Raw genomic sequence first — 18,084 nt, 5'->3', positions numbered from 1 at the left:
CATGCTAGCGCTCTTATCGAGAGGGCGCATTGTCGCATAAAGCCGCGCTATCTGATAACCACCTCGCGCCGTCGCAGATAGACGCCCAGGCCTATGCCGACCACACTGAGGGCAACCACATAATGCACCGGTGCAAAGCTGTCGAAACCCAGCATCAGGCTCACCAGCACCGGGGTCAGACCGCCGAACACCGCGTAAGCCACGTTATAGGCAAAGGACAGGCCGGAGAAACGCACGGCCGGGGGAAACAGCCGCACTGCCGTACTGGGAACGACGCCGATCACGCCGACGAAGAAACCATTCAATGCATACAGGACATAGATATGTTCCGGGGCCGCACTCAACTGGCTGTAAAGCAGCCACGAGGACGCGCCCAACGCCATGCAGCCTGCCGCCAGCACGCGTCCGGCACCAAAGCGGTCCGCCAGCGCACCGAACGCGATGCAGCCGATGCTCAGGAACAGGGTCGCGATGCTGTTCGACTGCAGCGCGACCGCAGCCGGTATGGCGAACAATTTCTGCACCAGCGTCGGCGTCATCAGGATCATCACCACGATGGCGGCGGAAAGCAGCCAGGTCATCAGCATGGTGAGCACCACTGCCGGGCGATGCGCGCGCACCACCGTCTTCAGCGGCAACTCGCTGGCCAGTTGCTGCCGCGCCTGCATCTCCTTGAACACCGGCGTCTCGTGCAGGTACTGGCGCAACCATACCGACACCAGGCCGAACGCGCCGCCCAGGATGAACGGCATGCGCCAGCCGTCGGCCAGCAGTTCGGCAGGTGTGTAGGAACGGATGACGGCAGTAGCCACCAGGGAACCGAGCAGGATGCCACCCGTCAATCCCGCGGTAAGCGTGCCGCAGGCGAAACCGACATGGCGTTGCGGCACATGTTCGGCGACGAACACCCAGGCACCCGGCACTTCGCCGCCGATGGCCGCCCCCTGGAACACGCGCAACGCCAGCAGCAACAACGGCGCCCAGATGCCGATCGCCGCATAGGTCGGCAACAGGCCGATCGCCAGCGTCGGCAGCGCCATCAGCAGGATGCTCAGCATGAACATGCGCTTGCGGCCGAACAGGTCGCCGAAGTGGGCCATGATGATCCCGCCCAATGGACGCGCCAGATAACCCGCCGCGAAGATGCCGAAGGTCTGCGTCTGGCTCAGCCAGTCCGGCATGTCATGCGGGAAGAACAGTTTCGAGATCGCCCCGGCGAAGAACACGAAGATGATGAAATCGTAGAACTCCAGCGTGCCGCCCAAAGCGGCCAATGCCAGGGTCCGGTAATCGCTACGCTTCAAGCTTGGCATCTGCCCCTCTCCATCGCGCCCACCAGCGCTTCACCGGTACTGCGAATGCATATACCGCCAGCCACGGATCGAGCAGATAGTCCCACAGGTTGTGCGATTCATACCAGCCGGCACTCCAGGCCGCGACTGCCAGCGCGATGCAGATCGCCAGCAACGTGGAGTAGCGCAGGCTCGCCCATATCGTCAGGCCCAGCAGCAACACCATGAACCACAGGTTGCCGTAACCCAGGCGGTAAGGATCGAACATGCCTAGCCCGAGTGCGAGAGGGTAGAACAGGATCGCCGCGATCAGGATGGCTCTCAGCATCGCGTTCCTGTTCTGCTCTTCAAGTGCAGCCCGGTCGAAGAACGAACGTGCCAAGGCCAAGGCCAGCAACACCAGCGTGGCGATGCTCAGGTCGCCCGTCATGCCGCGCACGAAGCCCGCCATGGAGACGCCCCATAACGGGATCGAGACCACGATCACCGCTGCCAGCAGCGCCCCGGCACGCTTGAGCGGCGGCAAGGCTTTGATTTGCGGCAAGCGGACGAACAGCGCGACGATGGCCAGTGTGATGCCGAATAGTCCGGTCAGATCAGTGTCGAGTTGCATCGGGACCCTTTTTCAAAAGACGGTTCAACCACAGCTGATCGAAGGTGACATGTTTGATGAACACCCGGTTCCAGGTATAAGAAAGATGGAAATCGCCGTTACGCGCCTGGATCAGGTAAGGATAGGAAAATTCGAAGTTGCAGCCGCCGTCCGCGCGCACCCTGGCCTTGGCGGAATCGACATACTCATCCAGCGTTGCAGCCGGCGCCTTGGCCAAGCGCGTTTCGGAATTCACCAGCAGCCCGCGCACGATATGCAGGCATTGCGTCTCATCCAGCTTCTTGTCGCGCAACACGCGCATCTCTTCCAGGCGATGCAATTCCTTCCAGCTGTGGCCGCCATCCGCCGACAGCATCAGTGACAGGCTGTCGCGCCCCTGTTCCTGATGGTTCAGCACCGCCAGCAGGCGGCCATCCGGCAATGCCGTGGCCGAAAGCGCCGCATCGGGATTGGGGAAAGGCGATTTTTCCACCGCACCCCAGTCGCGCCCGCCGTCTGCGGTAGTCAGGCTGCGCGCAAGATGCGGATTGTCCCTGCCTGCATAGCGCGTCAGCACCAGCGCATCGTTCGAACTCTTCACCAGCACCACCGGCTGCAAAGTACCTTGCCCGGCCCTTGCCAGGCGTTGCTTGTCCATCACGTCGCCGTCCGCATCCAGGTGCAGTATCTCGGCGAACTTGCTGAAAGACTCGTGATACACCGGCAATCCCATGGAGCCGTCGGCATACAGGAATGGCGTGCCTTTCACCAGCGTGCTGATATTGATGAACGGGGACGTGATCAGCCGGCGCGGCGCGCTCCAAGTCTCGCCGTCATCGGCCGAGGTCATCTCGGTGATCGAGCTGCCTGCCCAGCCGCCCAGCGACACCGTCACATAGAACAAGCGCAGCGTGCCGTCCGCGGCACGCCCCGCCACTGGATTGCCCAACTTGGACACATAGCGGTGCAAGGCCCGCTGCGTGCTGGAGCGGCTGGCCACGATCTGCTCGGCGCCCCATTCATCTCTGGCCGGATCGAACACCGCCGTATTGATGGTCACATCCGATGCGCCTTCGCGGCTGCCGGAGAACCAGAAGGCACGGATGCGCCCGTCCTTGAGCTCGATGAGCGAAGACGCATGCACCTGCACGTGTTGGCGTGAGGAAGCGAAATGGCTTTCGAAACGGCCGATCACGACATTCGGTTCATCGTCGCGCCGATAGCGATGCCGACCCCTTTTGCGCAACGGCGGTTTCTTTTGCGCGACGGGCTGTGCAACGGGAGGATCGATGACCGGCAGCCTGAATCCGAAGGCCGGTTCGGGCCGTTGCCATGCCTTGTGCAAGCCGAAACCGAAAGCCAGCAACACGATACCAAGCGAAACGGCGCGCTTAAGATCCAGCATCAACGACACCCTTCCTTGTTCGTGGCTTGCAGAGCCGGATCCACATTTGACGATTCCACCAGCAGTTCTTTCACGAATAGATATTGCAACACATCCCCCTTGAGCATCGCTTGCAGTTCCTGCGAACTTTGCCGTCCGCGTATCTCAAGTCTTTGTCCTATCACCCGGCAGCCCGCGCAGCCTTCTGCTGCGAGCGGCAGTTGCAGCGTGAACCAGCGGTAGCGCGCGGCCAGCTCGGCGGGTTTCAGATTCCAGCGCTCATCATAACCATGCACGCGCGCGCTTGGAAGCATGAATCGATCCCCTTCGTCATGCGCGCGGAAGTTGCACGGCACCCACACATCCTTGTGCTGCACAAACTGCCGGGCTGTCTCGCTATAGTTACCCAATGCACCATCGAACGGCCGCAGGAAAGCGGCCAGGGAAAGCAGGGTGAGCAGCGCCACCACGTTGGTTGCGTTGCGCGTGAATCCGGGAACGAACAGGGCGATCAGAACCAGCAACAGGGACACAGCCAGCAACAGCCAGTAGCCCCAGGCATACATCCCGGCGATCTCGCGCTGCAGACTCATGGCAAGGAACGCCAGCAGCATGAGCACCGCGCCGGCAGCGACCAGCGTGAACATGAATACCCAGCGCGGGATGCGCTGCCAGTTCAACGCGCACAGCACCGCGACACCCGGCATCGCCTCCAGCAGGTAACGCGCGGAACGCTGGCTGGGGACGGCGAACACCATGAACAGCACGGCCATCCATATCCACAGCAGCTTCTCGTCGTCGCCGAGCCGGTGGCGCTGCCGGTATGCCACAAAGAACAGCGCCGCCACCGGGAATGCCAGCAGCCCCGCATCCATCGGGTATCCAAGCAGCAGCGCCCAGATGCTGCTTCCGCCCCACAGCAATTGCGACAGGTAACTGCCGCTGTGCGCCTCGAACTTGCCCGCGTTCTCGCCGATCACGAATTCGCGCCATACCGACTGCGGATCGGGATCGACCACGAACCACAGTGCAAACAGCGAGAGCGCCACGACGCCCGCCAATACCGGTTTGGCGGCATCCTTGACCAGAAACTCGCGCCATTGGTAACGGCGCTGGTGCAGATACCACCAGGCCAGTGCCAGACCGATCGGCGCCAGCAAAGCGAAGGACTTATACAACAATCCGATACCGATCTCGATGCCCAGCAACAACGGAACGATCAGCCTGGATCCGAAACCGGCCGGCCGCCAATACAGCAGCGTGAAGAACGGCAGGAACAACCAGAACACCTCGGGCGGATTGACCAGGAACGGCCTGCCGAACCGGTAGGTGCTGAAGAAGGCGAGGAATGTCAGTGCTGCGATGAAGCCGCTCTGCAATTGCCCCGACAGTTTCCGGGCCAGCAGAAAAACCAGTAGTGCAGTGAGCAGCGTATAGATCACGCTGGGGTAGCGCAGGTGCCACAGGTCCCAGTCCTGCCCCCAGTGCGTCGAAGCGATGCCCTGCCAGAACAGCAGCGGCGGTTTGGTGTTGCGCATGCCATCGAGTTCGGACTGCAACGGCAACAGCTGTCCGCTCGCCGCGGTCAGCCGTGTGATGTGCTCGTATGGATATTCGTCGCCGTTCTTGGGGATCTGCTGGCTGTCGAGGCCATAGAAATAAGTGAATACGGCGAGCGATATCGCCAGGACGTTCCACAGCAGACCTGCACCACCCAGCCGCCTGAACATGGTCAATCGCCGCGCGGCGGCTCGGCGTGCCGGATCAGTTTCAGGCGACCGAACGTCCAGATGTCGTTGAGCACGAAATTCAGCACACTGGTCAGCCCGATGGCGATGAGATTGGCGATCTGGTAGAAGAAATGCGGCGCCAGCAGATTGGTGAACACGATCTGCAGGGCGATGCTCAGCCAGCACGCCAGCGTGTATTGCCAGAACTGCGCGAGCCAAGGTTTGTGGTGGTGCTCCTTGCGGTCAGCCCAGGTCCACAAGCGGTTCCAGAAGAAATTGTTCACTGTGGCCAGGAAGATGGCCAGCGCCAGCGACAGGTTGAGCTTGAGCTGGGTCGGCTGTATGTCGCGAAACAGATGTTCCTGCCCCAGATACAGGATACCGAGATTGACCACCGTACCCGATGCGCCCACCGTGCCGAATTTCAGGAAACGCCGGGAAAATATCCGGCGGAACAATGAAGCCAGCGACAGGTGCAGATTCAGCAACGTGCTCATGCGCGCCCTTCCGCTTGCAGCAATCCACGCGCCTGCAGCAACACCTGTTCGATGCCGATCTGTTTCAGGCACTGGTTGTCGCCGTCACAGGGCGACTTGCGGTGGTTGTAGGCAGTCAGGCAAGGCGAGCATGAGAGACCTGCATAGAGGCAATGGATGTTGGGCGCCAGCGGGCTGTACAGCGCCGGCGTCTCCGGGCCGAAGAACACCAGCGTCTGCAGCGGCGTCAGCGCGGCGAACTGGCCGGGACCGCCATCGTTGGTCACCAGCAGCGACGCGCGATGGAAGATGGCCAGCAGATGGCGCACCGACCTGGTGTATCCGGTCAGGTCTATGCAGTTGGCATGGTTGCATGCAGCCACCACCTCCTGCGCCAGCGGCTTGTCTTCCTTGAGCCCGATCACCGCCACCACGTAACCGTCGTTCAGCAGTTCGGTACACAAGCGTTTGTAGTTCTCCGCGGGCCACGCGCGGATCGGCAGGATGCCGCCGCCCGGATAGACCAGCACCAGCTTCTTGCCCGGCAGCACCGGAAAATCCTCATGCAGGACCGTTTCGACCTGCTGCAACTCGCCATCGGCGAACTGCAGCAGCGGCGGCGCAGACAGTTCCGCAGCCTGTGCCTTGGCTTTTGGATGCGTGTCCGATCCGATGGCCGCGACCATGGTCAGGAACTGCTGCGACAGATGCCGGTAGGGGTTGTAGAGGACCGGACGATTGATGAACGAACCGCGATACAACCCTTCCTGCGTATGCGGATGGAAACCGACGTGAAGGGGTGCGCCGGACAGATAGGAGAAGATGCTGCTCACGCGCGAGAACAGTTCGCAGTCGATCACGACATCGAAACCGATACGGCGCATCGCCAGCAGTGCGCCGAAGCAGTCCGCAATGAAACCGCCCAGCGACTTGTCGCGGATGGTGATGACGTTCTCCGGCGGCATCACGCCCAGCAGGTCGAGCACCTCGCGATTCTTGGCGAACATCAGGATATGCAATGAGGCATCGGGATAACGCTTGCGCAGATCGGCGAACATCGGTTGCGCCAGCACCAGGCTGCCCATCTCGGAAAGCAATACGATCAGGATGCGCCTGGGCCGTGCAGCGGCAGGCTGTCCGAAGAACATGCGCCGAACCCGCTCGAACAATGAAAGAACCCGGCAAATGGGCATCCCGGCCCAATGGTCGACTGCACGTTGGAAATTAATATTCAATGGAGAGTGTCCGGTAGTAAGGTTTGGGACTCTGGCAAGGCCGCGGCATTATCGGCGAAAGCCGCTCTTTCAACAAGCCAGCCGCCATTCATGCCGTCATCCGGCAGTTGTGGAACTAGTGCCTGTTCGTGTAGATTCCGTGAACTTCCTCACAGGCAACTGCCAACATGCAACCTCCAGAAACCCTGGGCAAATACATCCTCAGAAAGAAGCTCGGACAGGGCGCAAGCAGCACCGTGTATCTCGGTTTCGACCCTTTCGCAAAGCGCGAGGTGGCCATCAAGGTGCTGAAGCAGGAGATATTGAACGACCCCAGGATGGGCAAGCTGTACCAGCGTCAACTGGACAACGAAGCCTCGCTGGCCGGAAAGCTGTCGCATCCGCACATCGTGGCGATCTACGATGCAATGATCAGCGACGATGCCAGCCATATCGTGATGGAGTATGTCAACGGCGGCACGCTGGAGAAACATTCCGACCCGGATAATCTGCTGCCCATCGACCGCGTGGTGGAATACATGTTCAAGTGCTGCCGCGCACTCAACTACGCGCAATTCAACGGCGTCATCCACCGCGACATCAAGCCCGCCAACATGCTGCTCACCGCGGACGGCGATATCAAGATCTCCGACATGGGCGCGGCCCTGCTGCTGAACATCGAACAGACGCAGATCAGCAACGTCGGTTCGCCCGGCTACATGTCGCCGGAACAGCTGCGCGGCGAGGTGCTGACCCACCAGACCGACATCTATTCGCTGGGGGTGGTGATGTATCGATTGCTTACCGGCCACCTCCCGTTCAAGGCGGACAACCTGGCCGCACTGTGCCAGCAGATATTGCACACCACACCACCGACCTTGCGCAGCCTGCGCCCGGACATCCCGCCGCAACTCGAACGCGTCGTGCTGGGCGCCATGCACAAGGATCTGAAGGAGCGTTATCAGAACTGGAAGGATTTCGGCGCCGACCTTGCCGCGCTTGGTCGTTTCGAACAAAGGCCGCTCGATATCAACCAGACCGAGAAATTCACCACCCTGCGCGAGATGTCGCTGTTCAAGGACTTCACCGATACCGAGCTATGGGAGATACTGCGCGTCGGCGAATGGCAGAAGCAGCCGCCGCAGACCGTACTGATGCGCGAAGACGAGATGGGCGACGCTTTCTACATCATCATCGACGGCAGCGTGAGCGTGACCAAGAACGGCCGCCTGCTCAACGTGATCCGCAGCGACGACTGCTTCGGCGAGATGGCCTATATCAGCGGCAGGGCCGTCGCACGCTCCGCGACCGTCACTGCCGGCACCGACGTCACGGTGCTGAAAATTTCGCCTATGCAACTGGCGACGCTTTCCGACCATTGCCAGCTGCATTTCAACCAGGCCTTCTTGCGCGTCATGGCGGACCGCCTCAGAATGGCCGACGACAGGTTCGCCAAACTGGCCAACTAGAACAAATTCGAAGGGAGAATCTCATGCTGAACAAATACGTGATCCAGACACCCGACGCACCCGCTGCCATCGGCACTTATTCCCAGGCCGTGCGCGTGGACGGCACCGTCTACCTTTCCGGCCAGATCGGCCTGGACCCCAACACCATGACCATGGTCGATGGCATCGAAGCGCAAGTCCACCGCGTGTTCCAGAACCTGCGTGCCGTCGCCGATGCCGCGGGCGGCAGCCTGAACGACATGGTGAAACTCAACATCTACCTCACCGACCTCAAGCATTTCGCCAAGGTGAACGAGATCATGGCGACCTATTTCCACCAGCCCTATCCGGCCCGTGCCGCCGTGGGAGTCGCTTCGCTGCCGCGCGACGCACTGGTGGAGGCCGATGGCGTGTTGTGCCTGCAGGAGTAGGACTTGAGCCACACATTGAGCCATGGATCGCATCTCGGCAGGTACCGCCTGATCAGGAAACTGGGGGACGGCGGTACCAGCATGGTCTATCTGGGACATGACCCGCTGTTCGACCGCGAGGTCGTCATCAAGGTGTTCAAGCAGTCGTTCCTCGACGACCCCAAGAACGGCAAGCAGAACCGCCGCCAACTGGAGATAGAAGCCGGCCTGGCCGGCAAGCTGGCGCACCCGAACATCGTCACCACTTACGAGGCCTTCATCAGCGACAGCAAGAGTTACATCGTGATGGAATACGTGCCGGGCGGCACGCTGGAGAAGCACATCCAGCCGGACAACCTGCTGCCGCTCGATCGTGTGGTCGAATACATGTTCAAGTGCTGCCGCGCGCTCAACTACGCGCAATTCAACGGCGTCATCCACCGCGACATCAAGCCCGCCAACCTGCTGCTGTGCAATCCCGACGAGATCAAGATCGCCGACCTGGGCGCCGCCGTGCGGGTGGACCTCGAAGAGACGCAGAACAGCGTGGGATCGCCCAACTACATGTCGCCGGAGCAAGTGCGCGGCGACGAGATCACCCACTCCACCGACATCTATTCGCTGGGCGTGGTGATGTATCGCCTGCTCACCGGACGCTCGCCGTACAGGCCGAAGAGTCTGGCCCATCTTTATCAGCTGATACTGAACGAGAAGCCGCCCCTCCCGACCAAGCTGCGCAAAGACCTGCCGCCGCAGCTGGAGCGCATCGTGATGATCGCGCTGGAAAAGGATCCGGCCAAGCGATTCGCCACCTGGCGCGACTTCGGCAACGAACTGGCGGCACTCGGCCATTTCGAGAAGAGCGACCTGGAGATCGGCGAGAACGAGAAGTTCACCGCACTGCGCAAGCTGAAAATGTTCCAGGATTTCTCCGATATCGAACTGTGGGAACTGTTGCGCGTGGGAGAATGGCAAAAACAGCCTGCCAAGACCATACTGCTGCGCGAAGGTGAACTGGGTGATGCGTTCTATGTCCTGACCAACGGCGGCGTCACCGTATCGCGCAACAACCGTCTGCTCAACACACTCAACAGCGGCTCCATCATCGGCGAGATGTCCTACACCAGCCGCAAGCAGATGCCCCGTTCCGCCAGCATCACGGCCACCACCGAGATCACCGTGATGAAGATATTGCCCAGCCAGCTCGACCAACTCTCCGACCGCTGCCAATTGCATTTCAACCAGGTGTTCCTGTCCACGCTCGCCGACCGGCTGCGCGTATCGGACGAGCGGGTCGCCCAGATGATGTCCAACACCACGCAGAATGCCGGATAAGTGCCGCTGAAGATCGCTCCCGCCACACAAAGCAAATTCACCAAGCTCGGCATCCACACTCCGTTCGATCTGGTACTGCACCTGCCGCTGCGTTATGAAGACGAGACGCGGATCACCCGCATCGCCGACCTGAAACCGGGAGAGTCTGCGCAAGTGGAAGGCGAGATCATCCATAGCGAAGTGATGTATCGGCCGCGACGCAGCCTGGTGTGCCAGTTGCAGGACGACAGCGGCATCCTCTACCTGCGCTTCCTGAATTTCTATCCCAGCCAGCAGAAACAGCTCGCCGTCGGCAAACGCATCCGCGCACTGGGCGAACCGCGCATGGGCTTCTTCGGCGACGAGATGGTGCATCCCAAGTGCCGTGTGGCGGGTGAATCCGTGCCGCTGAAACAGGCGCTCACACCGGTCTACCCGACCACTGCCGGCTTGCCGCAAGCCACGCTGACCAAACACATCCACGCTGCGCTGAACGAACTGCCACTCGACGACACGCTGCCGCAAAAGATATTGCAGCGGTTGCATCTGCCGGAGTTCGCCGCCAGCGTGAGATTGCTGCACCAGCCGCCGCCCGACATCGACGAAGACGCATTGCTCGAACGGGCGCATCCTGCCTGGATGCGCATCAAGTTCGACGAACTGCTGGCGCAGCAATTGTCCATGCGCGTGCATTACCGCGAACGCAGCCGGCGTGTCGCACCCGGACTTGCGGCACACAACAGGCTCACCGATGCGTTACTGCAGGATCTGCCCTTTGCCCTTACCGGCGCGCAGAAGAAAGTCTGGCACGAGATCAGCACCGACCTCGCGCGTCCGCATCCGATGCAACGCCTGCTGCAAGGCGATGTCGGCAGCGGCAAGACTGTGGTCGCTGCACTGGCCGCGCTGCAGGCCATCGAGAACGGCTACCAGGTCGCCTTCATGGCGCCGACCGAGATCCTGGCGGAACAGCATTACCTCAAGCTGCGCGACTGGCTTGTACCGCTCGGCATAACACCGGTATGGCTCTCCGGCAGCCTGAAAAAGAAGGACAAGACCGCCGCTGCCGAACGCATCGCGCAAGGCGACACCATGCTCGCCATCGGCACCCACGCGCTGTTCCAGAATTCGGTCGAATTCCACAAGCTGGGGCTGGTCATCGTGGATGAGCAGCACAAGTTCGGCGTGCAGCAGCGCTTGGCCTTGCGCGGCAAAGGTGCCGAACCGCATCAGCTCATGATGAGCGCCACGCCCATCCCCAGAACCTTGGCGATGAGCTATTACGCCGACCTCGACGTATCGGTGATCGACGAACTGCCGCCCGGCCGCACACCCATCGTCACCAAGCTGGTGAGCGACGCGCGGCGCGAGGAAGTGTTCGAACGCGTGCGCGCCGCCTGCCTGGAGGGCCGCCAGGCCTATTGGGTATGCCCGCTGATCGACGAATCCGAGGCACTGCAACTGCAGACCGCGCTGGAGACCTTTGCCACGCTCACGCAGATCTTTCCCGACCTGCGCATCGGCCTCGCCCACGGCAAATTAAGTAGTACTGAAAAAGCCGAGACCATGGCCGCGTTCAAGGCAGGCGAACTGCAGCTGCTGGTCGCCACTACCGTCATCGAGGTCGGCGTGGATGTGCCCAATGCCAGCCTGATGGTGATCGACCATGCCGAACGCATGGGGCTGGCGCAACTGCACCAGCTGCGCGGCCGCGTCGGCCGCGGCGCAGCGGAAAGCCTATGCGTACTGCTGTTCCAGCAACCGCTGTCCGAACTTGCCCGTGCACGATTGAAAATCATTTTTGAGAACACCGACGGTTTCGAGATCGCCCAGCAAGACCTGCGCCTGCGCGGCCCCGGCGAACTGCTCGGCGCAAGACAGAGCGGCGTACCCATGCTGCGCTTCGCCGACCTGGCCGAGGATGACAAACTATTGGATAAGGCGCGCGACATCGCCGACGAGATGCTGCGCGATTTTCCGCAAGAAGCGCAGGCGCACCTGCAACGGTGGATGGCGAACGAACCGGATTACCTGCGCACCTAACGCCCGTCATTCCGGCGCAGGCCGGAATCCAGTTGAGAAAATTAATCCTTTGCGCAGCAAAGACAAAACCAACTGCATGTTGAATAAAACGCTGGATTCCGGCCTACGCCGGAATGACGCAGCGGGTTAAAATCCACTATATGAAAATCACCGAACGCCTGCACCTCTACATCCAGCTCACCCGCCTGCACCGCCCCATCGGCATCCTGCTGCTGCTGTGGCCGACGCTGTGGGCCGTATGGATCGCCGGCAACGGACATCCATCCTGGCTCATCGTGTTCATCTTCACGCTCGGCACCGTGCTGATGCGCTCCTCCGGCTGTGCAGTGAACGACTACGCCGACCGTCACATCGACAAGCATGTGAAGCGCACTCAGGATCGCCCACTCACCAGCGGCAAGATCAGCGAACGCGAAGCGTTGTGGGTCGCCATCGTACTGGCGCTCGCATCCTTCGCGCTCATCCTGCCGCTGAACCCGCTCACCTGGCTGCTCGCCTTTCCTGCCGTCTTCCTCGCTGCCAGCTACCCGTTCACCAAACGCTTCTTCGCCATCCCGCAAGCCTACCTCGGCATCGCCTTCGGCTTCGGCATCCCCATGGCCTTTGCAGCGACGCTGGGCAGCGTGCCGCCGGTTGCATGGGTGCTGCTGCTCGCCAACATCTTCTGGGCCGTCGCCTACGACACCGAATACGCGATGGTGGACAGGGACGACGACATCCACCTCGGCATCCATTCCTCGGCATTGTTCTTCGGCAAGTACGACGTGGTGGCCGTGATGATCTGTTACCTGACCACACTGCTATTGCTGGCGATTGCGGGATTGATGGCAGGACTGGGACTGTTCTACTTCTTGGGCCTGATCGTTGCTGAATTCATCGCATTCCATCACTACAGACTCATCAGGGACAGGGATCGCAAGAAATGTTTTGCCGCGTTCCTGCACAACAACTGGTTCGGGGCGGCGGTGTTTGCGGGCGTGGTGGGGGATTACCTGATCAAGTGAAATTCATACGCCCGTTATTAACCTGTACGCGACACCGGTCAATTACGCACGACCGTGAACTTCTGTAACGTGCCCAAAACCAACCTTTACTTCTGATTTGGTAATAAGCAAGTATCACCCTAACGCAATAAAACTTAAGTGCCATGTTATTATAATATTTACGGTTTTTCCTAAGTGGAGCAAAATTATGGCGCAAAACGACTCACCCAAAATCGACGATGTGACACCAGAACACTTAGAGGCGGCTTACACAGTCCCCGCAGTCCTCGCCAATAGGTTCATTGGTCACAATACATTGACAGGGCTGCGCCTAGCATTCGCGGAGCAAGCAAATATACAGCACGCCCCACACTTTCATTCAGCCGTAGTCCTGTCGACATCCGACGCCGTGGCATTGGTCAATTTAATTCAGGTATTAATTGCGCGGGCTCAACAGCCGACCACGCCCGATGAACCTGCAGAACCAAGCGACAATGCCTGACCCCAGACATGTGCAAGGCGTCGGCAATATAGCCCCGCCCGCCAACCCCATGCCACCCACTGGTGCTGGTAGCTTCGCTCAAGCCCAGCCTCCACTCACGCCAGTCACAGCAGGTAGTGCCGGAACACCAAACCCAAAAGCGCGCAAACCAAAAGGCAGCACTATTCAACAAGTACACGGGCAGCGCACCGTGAAGCAATATCCCATACAAGAACCGGAGCTAGAGGACCTTTTCAAAACCGGCGTAGCGGCAACTATATTATTTTCTGCATCTGCATGGCTAGGAAACGCTTTCGTAAGCATACTGGTTACCCTATCGCTCACCACTGGGTTACCCGACAAGATTATCAGCCTATGGAGCATTATTTCCATGGTCTCTGCCATCCTCGCCGTCATACTATTCGTAATAGGCTTATTTTTTGTTTACAACGGCAAAAACAAAATAACCGCGATCAAGAAAGACACAACGTTTTGACGCGCATCACACCGACTAGCTTCTCAATGCCATAAATGGCAGTTGTCGAACACGTTGCAGTCGTTTTCGTTGACCTTCAACACTGTCCGCTAAGGCCGAGTTTGAGAAGTTTAATATCCACGGGCCGATCGCAACCGCTCTCACTTCAACCTGCTTCTCCGCTGCCATCTCTAAACACAACCCCGTGAAGATGCCCGTCAATTGGCGATCTACAAGGTATCGCACTGGCGCAATCAGCCGGACAGCCCGTCCATGCGCGCACGCATGAGGAACGGGGTGTAGCGCCAAAGATAAAGTGCGAATGCGACTGTCCACGCTGTGGCAGCGACATGGATGCCTGCGGTGACAGCGGCGGGTATGAACACGATGGTGAACACACGTACGGTAGCGGCGAGCTGGATCAGCGCGAAGGCTGTCGTTTCGATGCGGCTTGCCATCGGTGCCCGCCCGGTGTGACCCAATGCGGTGCGAGTCATCATGCCGAGGATGAGTCCGGCAGTGGCACCGATGGTCAGCGCGTGAATGCCTGCAGAGCGCGGCAGCCAACCCCATTCTGCCGCCGCCAGCAGCGTGAGTCCGATGGGGATCCACAGATAGGACGCATGCAGTATCCACAGCATGGGAACGCGCCGGGTGGCTAACGGGTTCCATCCGGCAAGGCGCACGAACTGCAATAGCGCCGCCAGCAGCGACAGCACGGGAGCCCAACGCGCATCTGGCAATAGCGCCCAGCCAAATAGCGCAATGGCGGTGGCGACGATGGCGGCGATGTTCAGCCAGCCGCGCTGCCATTGAGCTACACCCCGGATGGCGGCCGAGGTGAAGGACGGCACGACACGGCCGGCGATGACGGTTTCCAGCATGATGATGACAGCGAGTGCTGCGTGCAGTGCCGCCAGCGGATCAAGCGACAATATTCCGAGCCGCCCCAGATGAAAGGCCGCATTGCACAGCGTGAGCAGCGCGAGGATCGCCACCACAAAATATTGTTTTCGGCTCTTTGACAACCACAGCACGCGCGCAATGGCGCTCGCCGCCATCGGCAAGAAAGCCAGGTCGATAATCGCGCCCCACACCCCAGCGCCGAACGCCATCGCCAGGCGCCCCGCCAGCCAGACCAGTGCGAGGAAGGCCAGCGCAGCACCGGCAGGTGTCGGCCGGCCGGTCCAGTTGCGCCCCGCCGTAAACAGAAATCCGACGATGACCGCAGAGACAAAGCCGTACAACATCTCGTGCGCATGCCACCACACAGCTTGCATCGGTAGCGCGATGGCACCGCTGAATACCATCACCCACAGCGGGATAGCCAACGCAGCAAACAGTGCTGCCAGCAGATAGAACGGCCGGAATCCCAGCGCCCACAGGGCAAAACCATCGGGAGGCGTGCGTCGCGTCGGGTCGTCCAGTTGCATCAGGGCCATTGCGTCACGTCTCCATGGTTGAAGCACAGGCAGAGTTCAAACCATTCATTCCTGCCGAATGGCAAGGCGGGTTTCCAAGACCAGTTGCCATTGACCGAATGTTTACTGATGATCGGATGCACCGGCATATTTCCGCTTCCGACATCATCTGCAACACGCATGAGTCTACGCCAAAAGAATGCCAGCGCCACGGAGCACAACGCCCTTATTCCTCTAACAAGCTTCTTAGCATCCAGGCGTTCTTTTGGCTCCGACATCACGCGGCAAAAACCCCGCATGAGTCTCCACCGAAAAAATGCATGAGAGCGGCACCGATCTTCATTACAGCTACTCCTCCAATAGGCTGCGTAGCATCCATGCATTTTTTTCATGCACTTCCATGCGGGCGGAGAGTAGGTCGACCGTCGGCTGGTCGCCTGCCTTTTCGGCGATGGGCAGCACTTCGCGTGCAGTGCGCACCACGGCTTCCTGTCCATCCACCAGCTGCCTGATCATTTCCCTGGCATTCGGTACGCTGCTGCTTTCCTTGATGCTGGTGAGCGCGGCGAACTCCTTGTAGCTGCCCGGGGCAGGATAACCCAGCGAACGGATGCGCTCGGCCACCAGATCCACCGCATTCCAGGTCTCGGTGTACTGGGTCATGAACATCAGGTGCAGGGTCTGGAACATGGGGCCGGTGACGTTCCAGTGGAAGTTGTGCGTCTTGAGGTAGAGCGTGTAGGTGTCGGCCAGCATGCGCTCCAATCCCTGGGCGATATTCTTGCGGTCTTTTTCGGCGATGCCGATGTTGATGGGTGTCGATTTGCTCATGATGCCCTCCTTTGCTCAGTCAAGATTTCAGGGGAATTCAGCAGTCACTCTCCATGCAGGTCATGCAGCAATGCAGTGCGAACCACGGCAGGGATCGCATTGTTCGCGGTCTGGTAATTCGGATGGTCAACACCCATGCCTAGCCCCGCTCCCCGCTGCAAAGACTGGATCATTTCGGCACTCAGTTCGAAGCGCAGGAAATGGACCGCCGAGGTCTTGTCCGCCGTAGCGCGCTCCAGGTCTTCGTCGGCGATGGCATGGACCCGCTCGCAACCATCGACCTGTACCCATACGCGATCTTCGATGCCGATCAACTCGGCCAGCTTGCGCTGGCGTTCGGCGACGTCGGAGTATTCGATCATCATGGTCGCTTTCCAGTTGTGACCGTCCGGGATCAGCGGATTGTAGACATCGAGTTCTTCCTGGATCGGCTCGGGTTCGAACATGCGTTCGAGCCGCAGCATCTCCTGCACCTGGTATTGCATGGTCAGCGCATCCTCGAACAGCAGGGTGACATGCTCGCCCAACCGGACCTGGCGGTTCTTCTTGTGCGCCATGACCCTGGCGCGGAACTCCGGACGGACGCGGGCGTATTGTTCCAGGCTGTAGAGTTTGTCGTGGGTCAGCATGTCGTTTCTCCTTATATGTCGTAGGCTTTGCGGATCAGTGTGATCGGATGCTCCGGCGATGTTCCGTCGGCGCGGGCATGGGCGATGTGGTGCCCGGCCATGGCGCAATCGCTGCCGTAGTGGTCGGGCTGGTTCTGGTTGACCCGGCTCACCACCGGCTTGACGATCTTCATCGCGGATTGGTGGAATTCCTTTTTCACCGCGTAGGTGCCGTCGTGGCCGGAGCAGCGCTCGATGATGTCGACCTCGGTACCGGGGATCAGCGAGAGCATCTCGCGTGTCTTCGGGCCGATGTTCTGCACGCGCTGGTGGCAGGCGGCGTGGTAGGACACCTTGCCCAGTCCGGCCTTGAAGTCGGTGTTCAGTTTGCCTTCCTTGTGGCGCAGGATCAGGTATTCGAACGGATCGTAAAAGGCATTCTTCACCTTGATCACGTCCGGGTCGTCCGGGAACATCAACGGCAGTTCCTGCTTGAACATCAGCACGCAGGAAGGCACGAGCGCGGTCAGGTCCCAGCCGGCATCGACCAGTTTGGCCAGTTGCGGGATATTAGCTTCCTTGGCCTCGCGCACTGCATCGAGATTGCCCAGTTCCAGCTTGGGCATGCCGCAGCAGCGCTCTTTTTCGGCCATGGTCACCGGGATGCCGTTGTGCTCGAACACCGCGACCAGGTCTTCGCCGGGGCCGGGCTCGTTGCGGTTCATGTAGCAGGTGGCGAACAGCGCGACCTTGCCGCGGGTGCGTCCGGCGGGTTCGCCGACAGTATCCGCAGGCAGTTTCTGCAAACGGCTGCGCAACGGCCTGCTGGTGAATTCCGGCAGCCAGGCTTCGCTGTGCACTTCGGCCACGGCTTCCAGCGCCTTGCGTGCGAGGCCGACCTTGTTCACGGCATTGACCACCTGCGCCACCACCGGGATGCCCGCCAGGCTGCCGACCGTGTCGGTGCTGGTGAGTATGCGGTCGCGCAATTTGGTATCGTGGTTCTTGTAGTGGAACGCCTTGGCGCGCAACATCAGGTGCGGGAAATCCAGGTTCCACTCGTGCGGCGGCACGTAGGGGCATTTGGTCATGTAACAGAGGTCGCACAGATAGCAGTGGTCGACGACGTTCCAGTATGCCTCCTTCCTGACGCCATCCACCTCCATCGACTCCGATGAATCGATCAGGTCGAACAGGGTCGGGAACGACTGGCACAGGCTGACGCAACGGCGGCAACCGTGACAGATGTCGAACACCCGCTCCATCTCGTTGAACAACGACTCCTCGTTATAGAAATCGGGGTTCTGCCAATCCAGCGGATGGCGGATGGGAGCTTTCAGATTACCTTCGCGTGGTGTTTCGGCCATGTCTCGTACCTCGTG

Annotated in this window: 17 protein-coding genes; 7 read left to right on the top strand and 10 right to left on the bottom strand. The window is 60.2% G+C overall.

What is annotated here, in order from left to right:
• Positions 1–47: 47 nt before the first annotated feature.
• The 6 genes from SLIT_RS01570 to SLIT_RS01545 are packed head-to-tail and all read right to left on the bottom strand — an operon-like array spanning position 48 to position 6,622.
• Positions 48–1,313, bottom strand: a complete 1,266-nt coding sequence (locus SLIT_RS01570; RefSeq protein WP_013028461.1) for an MFS transporter — start codon at positions 1,311–1,313, stop codon at positions 48–50.
• Positions 1,294–1,905 (bottom strand): hypothetical protein, encoded by a 612-nt coding sequence (locus tag SLIT_RS15750; protein WP_013028460.1) that lies wholly within the window; start codon positions 1,903–1,905, stop codon positions 1,294–1,296. Before SLIT_RS15750 ends, SLIT_RS01570 begins: the two co-directional genes overlap by 20 nt.
• Positions 1,889–3,289 (bottom strand): sialidase family protein, encoded by a 1,401-nt coding sequence (locus SLIT_RS01560; RefSeq protein ID WP_013028459.1) that lies wholly within the window; start codon positions 3,287–3,289, stop codon positions 1,889–1,891. Before SLIT_RS01560 ends, SLIT_RS15750 begins: the two co-directional genes overlap by 17 nt.
• Entirely contained in the window at positions 3,289–4,998 is a 1,710-nt protein-coding gene (locus tag SLIT_RS01555) for an ArnT family glycosyltransferase (protein WP_013028458.1), read from the bottom strand. Before SLIT_RS01555 ends, SLIT_RS01560 begins: the two co-directional genes overlap by 1 nt.
• A 2-nt stretch (positions 4,999–5,000) precedes the next feature.
• Positions 5,001–5,495 (bottom strand): GtrA family protein, encoded by a 495-nt coding sequence (locus SLIT_RS01550; RefSeq protein WP_013028457.1) that lies wholly within the window; start codon positions 5,493–5,495, stop codon positions 5,001–5,003.
• Positions 5,492–6,622 (bottom strand): glycosyltransferase family 9 protein, encoded by a 1,131-nt coding sequence (locus tag SLIT_RS01545; protein ID WP_013028456.1) that lies wholly within the window; start codon positions 6,620–6,622, stop codon positions 5,492–5,494. Before SLIT_RS01545 ends, SLIT_RS01550 begins: the two co-directional genes overlap by 4 nt.
• Positions 6,623–6,876: 254 nt before the next feature.
• Between SLIT_RS01545 and SLIT_RS01540 the strand changes: the two genes are divergently transcribed.
• The 7 genes from SLIT_RS01540 to SLIT_RS01510 all read left to right on the top strand — a co-directional run bounded on the left by SLIT_RS01540 (position 6,877) and on the right by SLIT_RS01510 (position 13,863).
• On the top strand, positions 6,877–8,157 hold the full coding sequence (locus tag SLIT_RS01540; RefSeq protein ID WP_013028455.1) for a protein kinase domain-containing protein: 1,281 nt from the start codon (positions 6,877–6,879) through the stop codon (positions 8,155–8,157).
• 23 nt (positions 8,158–8,180) lie between these two features.
• A complete protein-coding gene (gene ridA / locus SLIT_RS01535) occupies positions 8,181–8,567 on the top strand; it encodes a deaminase RidA (protein WP_013028454.1) in 387 nt (128 codons plus the stop codon).
• A 3-nt stretch (positions 8,568–8,570) separates the two neighbouring features.
• A complete protein-coding gene (locus SLIT_RS01530) occupies positions 8,571–9,881 on the top strand; it encodes a serine/threonine-protein kinase (protein WP_013028453.1) in 1,311 nt (436 codons plus the stop codon).
• On the top strand, positions 9,882–11,903 hold the full coding sequence (recG, locus tag SLIT_RS01525) for an ATP-dependent DNA helicase RecG (protein ID WP_013028452.1): 2,022 nt from the start codon (positions 9,882–9,884) through the stop codon (positions 11,901–11,903).
• Between the two features lie 140 nt (positions 11,904–12,043).
• Complete coding sequence (ubiA, locus tag SLIT_RS01520; RefSeq protein ID WP_041420719.1) at positions 12,044–12,907, top strand: 4-hydroxybenzoate octaprenyltransferase; 864 nt, start codon at positions 12,044–12,046, stop codon at positions 12,905–12,907.
• 187 nt (positions 12,908–13,094) lie between these two features.
• Positions 13,095–13,388, top strand: coding sequence for a hypothetical protein (locus tag SLIT_RS16025; RefSeq protein ID WP_013028450.1), 294 nt, complete (start codon positions 13,095–13,097; stop codon positions 13,386–13,388).
• Positions 13,357–13,863 carry a hypothetical protein gene (locus SLIT_RS01510; protein WP_150102915.1) on the top strand — a complete coding sequence of 169 codons (507 nt, stop codon included), beginning with the start codon at positions 13,357–13,359 and terminating at the stop codon, positions 13,861–13,863. Before SLIT_RS16025 ends, SLIT_RS01510 begins: the two co-directional genes overlap by 32 nt.
• A 233-nt stretch (positions 13,864–14,096) precedes the next feature.
• Here SLIT_RS01510 and SLIT_RS01505 read toward each other — a convergent pair whose 3' ends face one another.
• The 4 genes from SLIT_RS01505 to SLIT_RS01490 form a co-directional block, all read right to left on the bottom strand.
• Positions 14,097–15,284: an NnrS family protein gene (locus SLIT_RS01505; RefSeq protein WP_013028448.1), complete on the bottom strand. Its 1,188-nt coding sequence runs from the start codon at positions 15,282–15,284 to the stop codon at positions 14,097–14,099.
• Positions 15,285–15,611: 327 nt separating this feature from the next.
• The gene (locus SLIT_RS01500) at positions 15,612–16,094 is read right to left on the bottom strand and encodes a Dps family protein (RefSeq protein WP_013028446.1); all 483 of its coding nucleotides are present in this window, start codon (positions 16,092–16,094) and stop codon (positions 15,612–15,614) included.
• A 44-nt stretch (positions 16,095–16,138) separates the two neighbouring features.
• Positions 16,139–16,723, bottom strand: coding sequence for a DUF3501 family protein (locus tag SLIT_RS01495; protein ID WP_013028445.1), 585 nt, complete (start codon positions 16,721–16,723; stop codon positions 16,139–16,141).
• Positions 16,724–16,734: 11 nt separating this feature from the next.
• Positions 16,735–18,069 (bottom strand): (Fe-S)-binding protein, encoded by a 1,335-nt coding sequence (locus tag SLIT_RS01490; protein ID WP_013028444.1) that lies wholly within the window; start codon positions 18,067–18,069, stop codon positions 16,735–16,737.
• Between the last annotated feature and the right edge of the window lie 15 nt (positions 18,070–18,084).

The sequence above is a fragment of the Sideroxydans lithotrophicus ES-1 genome, assembly GCF_000025705.1.
GTDB classification, from domain to species: domain Bacteria; phylum Pseudomonadota; class Gammaproteobacteria; order Burkholderiales; family Gallionellaceae; genus Sideroxyarcus; species Sideroxyarcus lithotrophicus.
The sequence above is the reverse complement of the archived record's forward strand: the minus strand, read 5'-3'. Positions and strand labels throughout refer to the sequence as shown.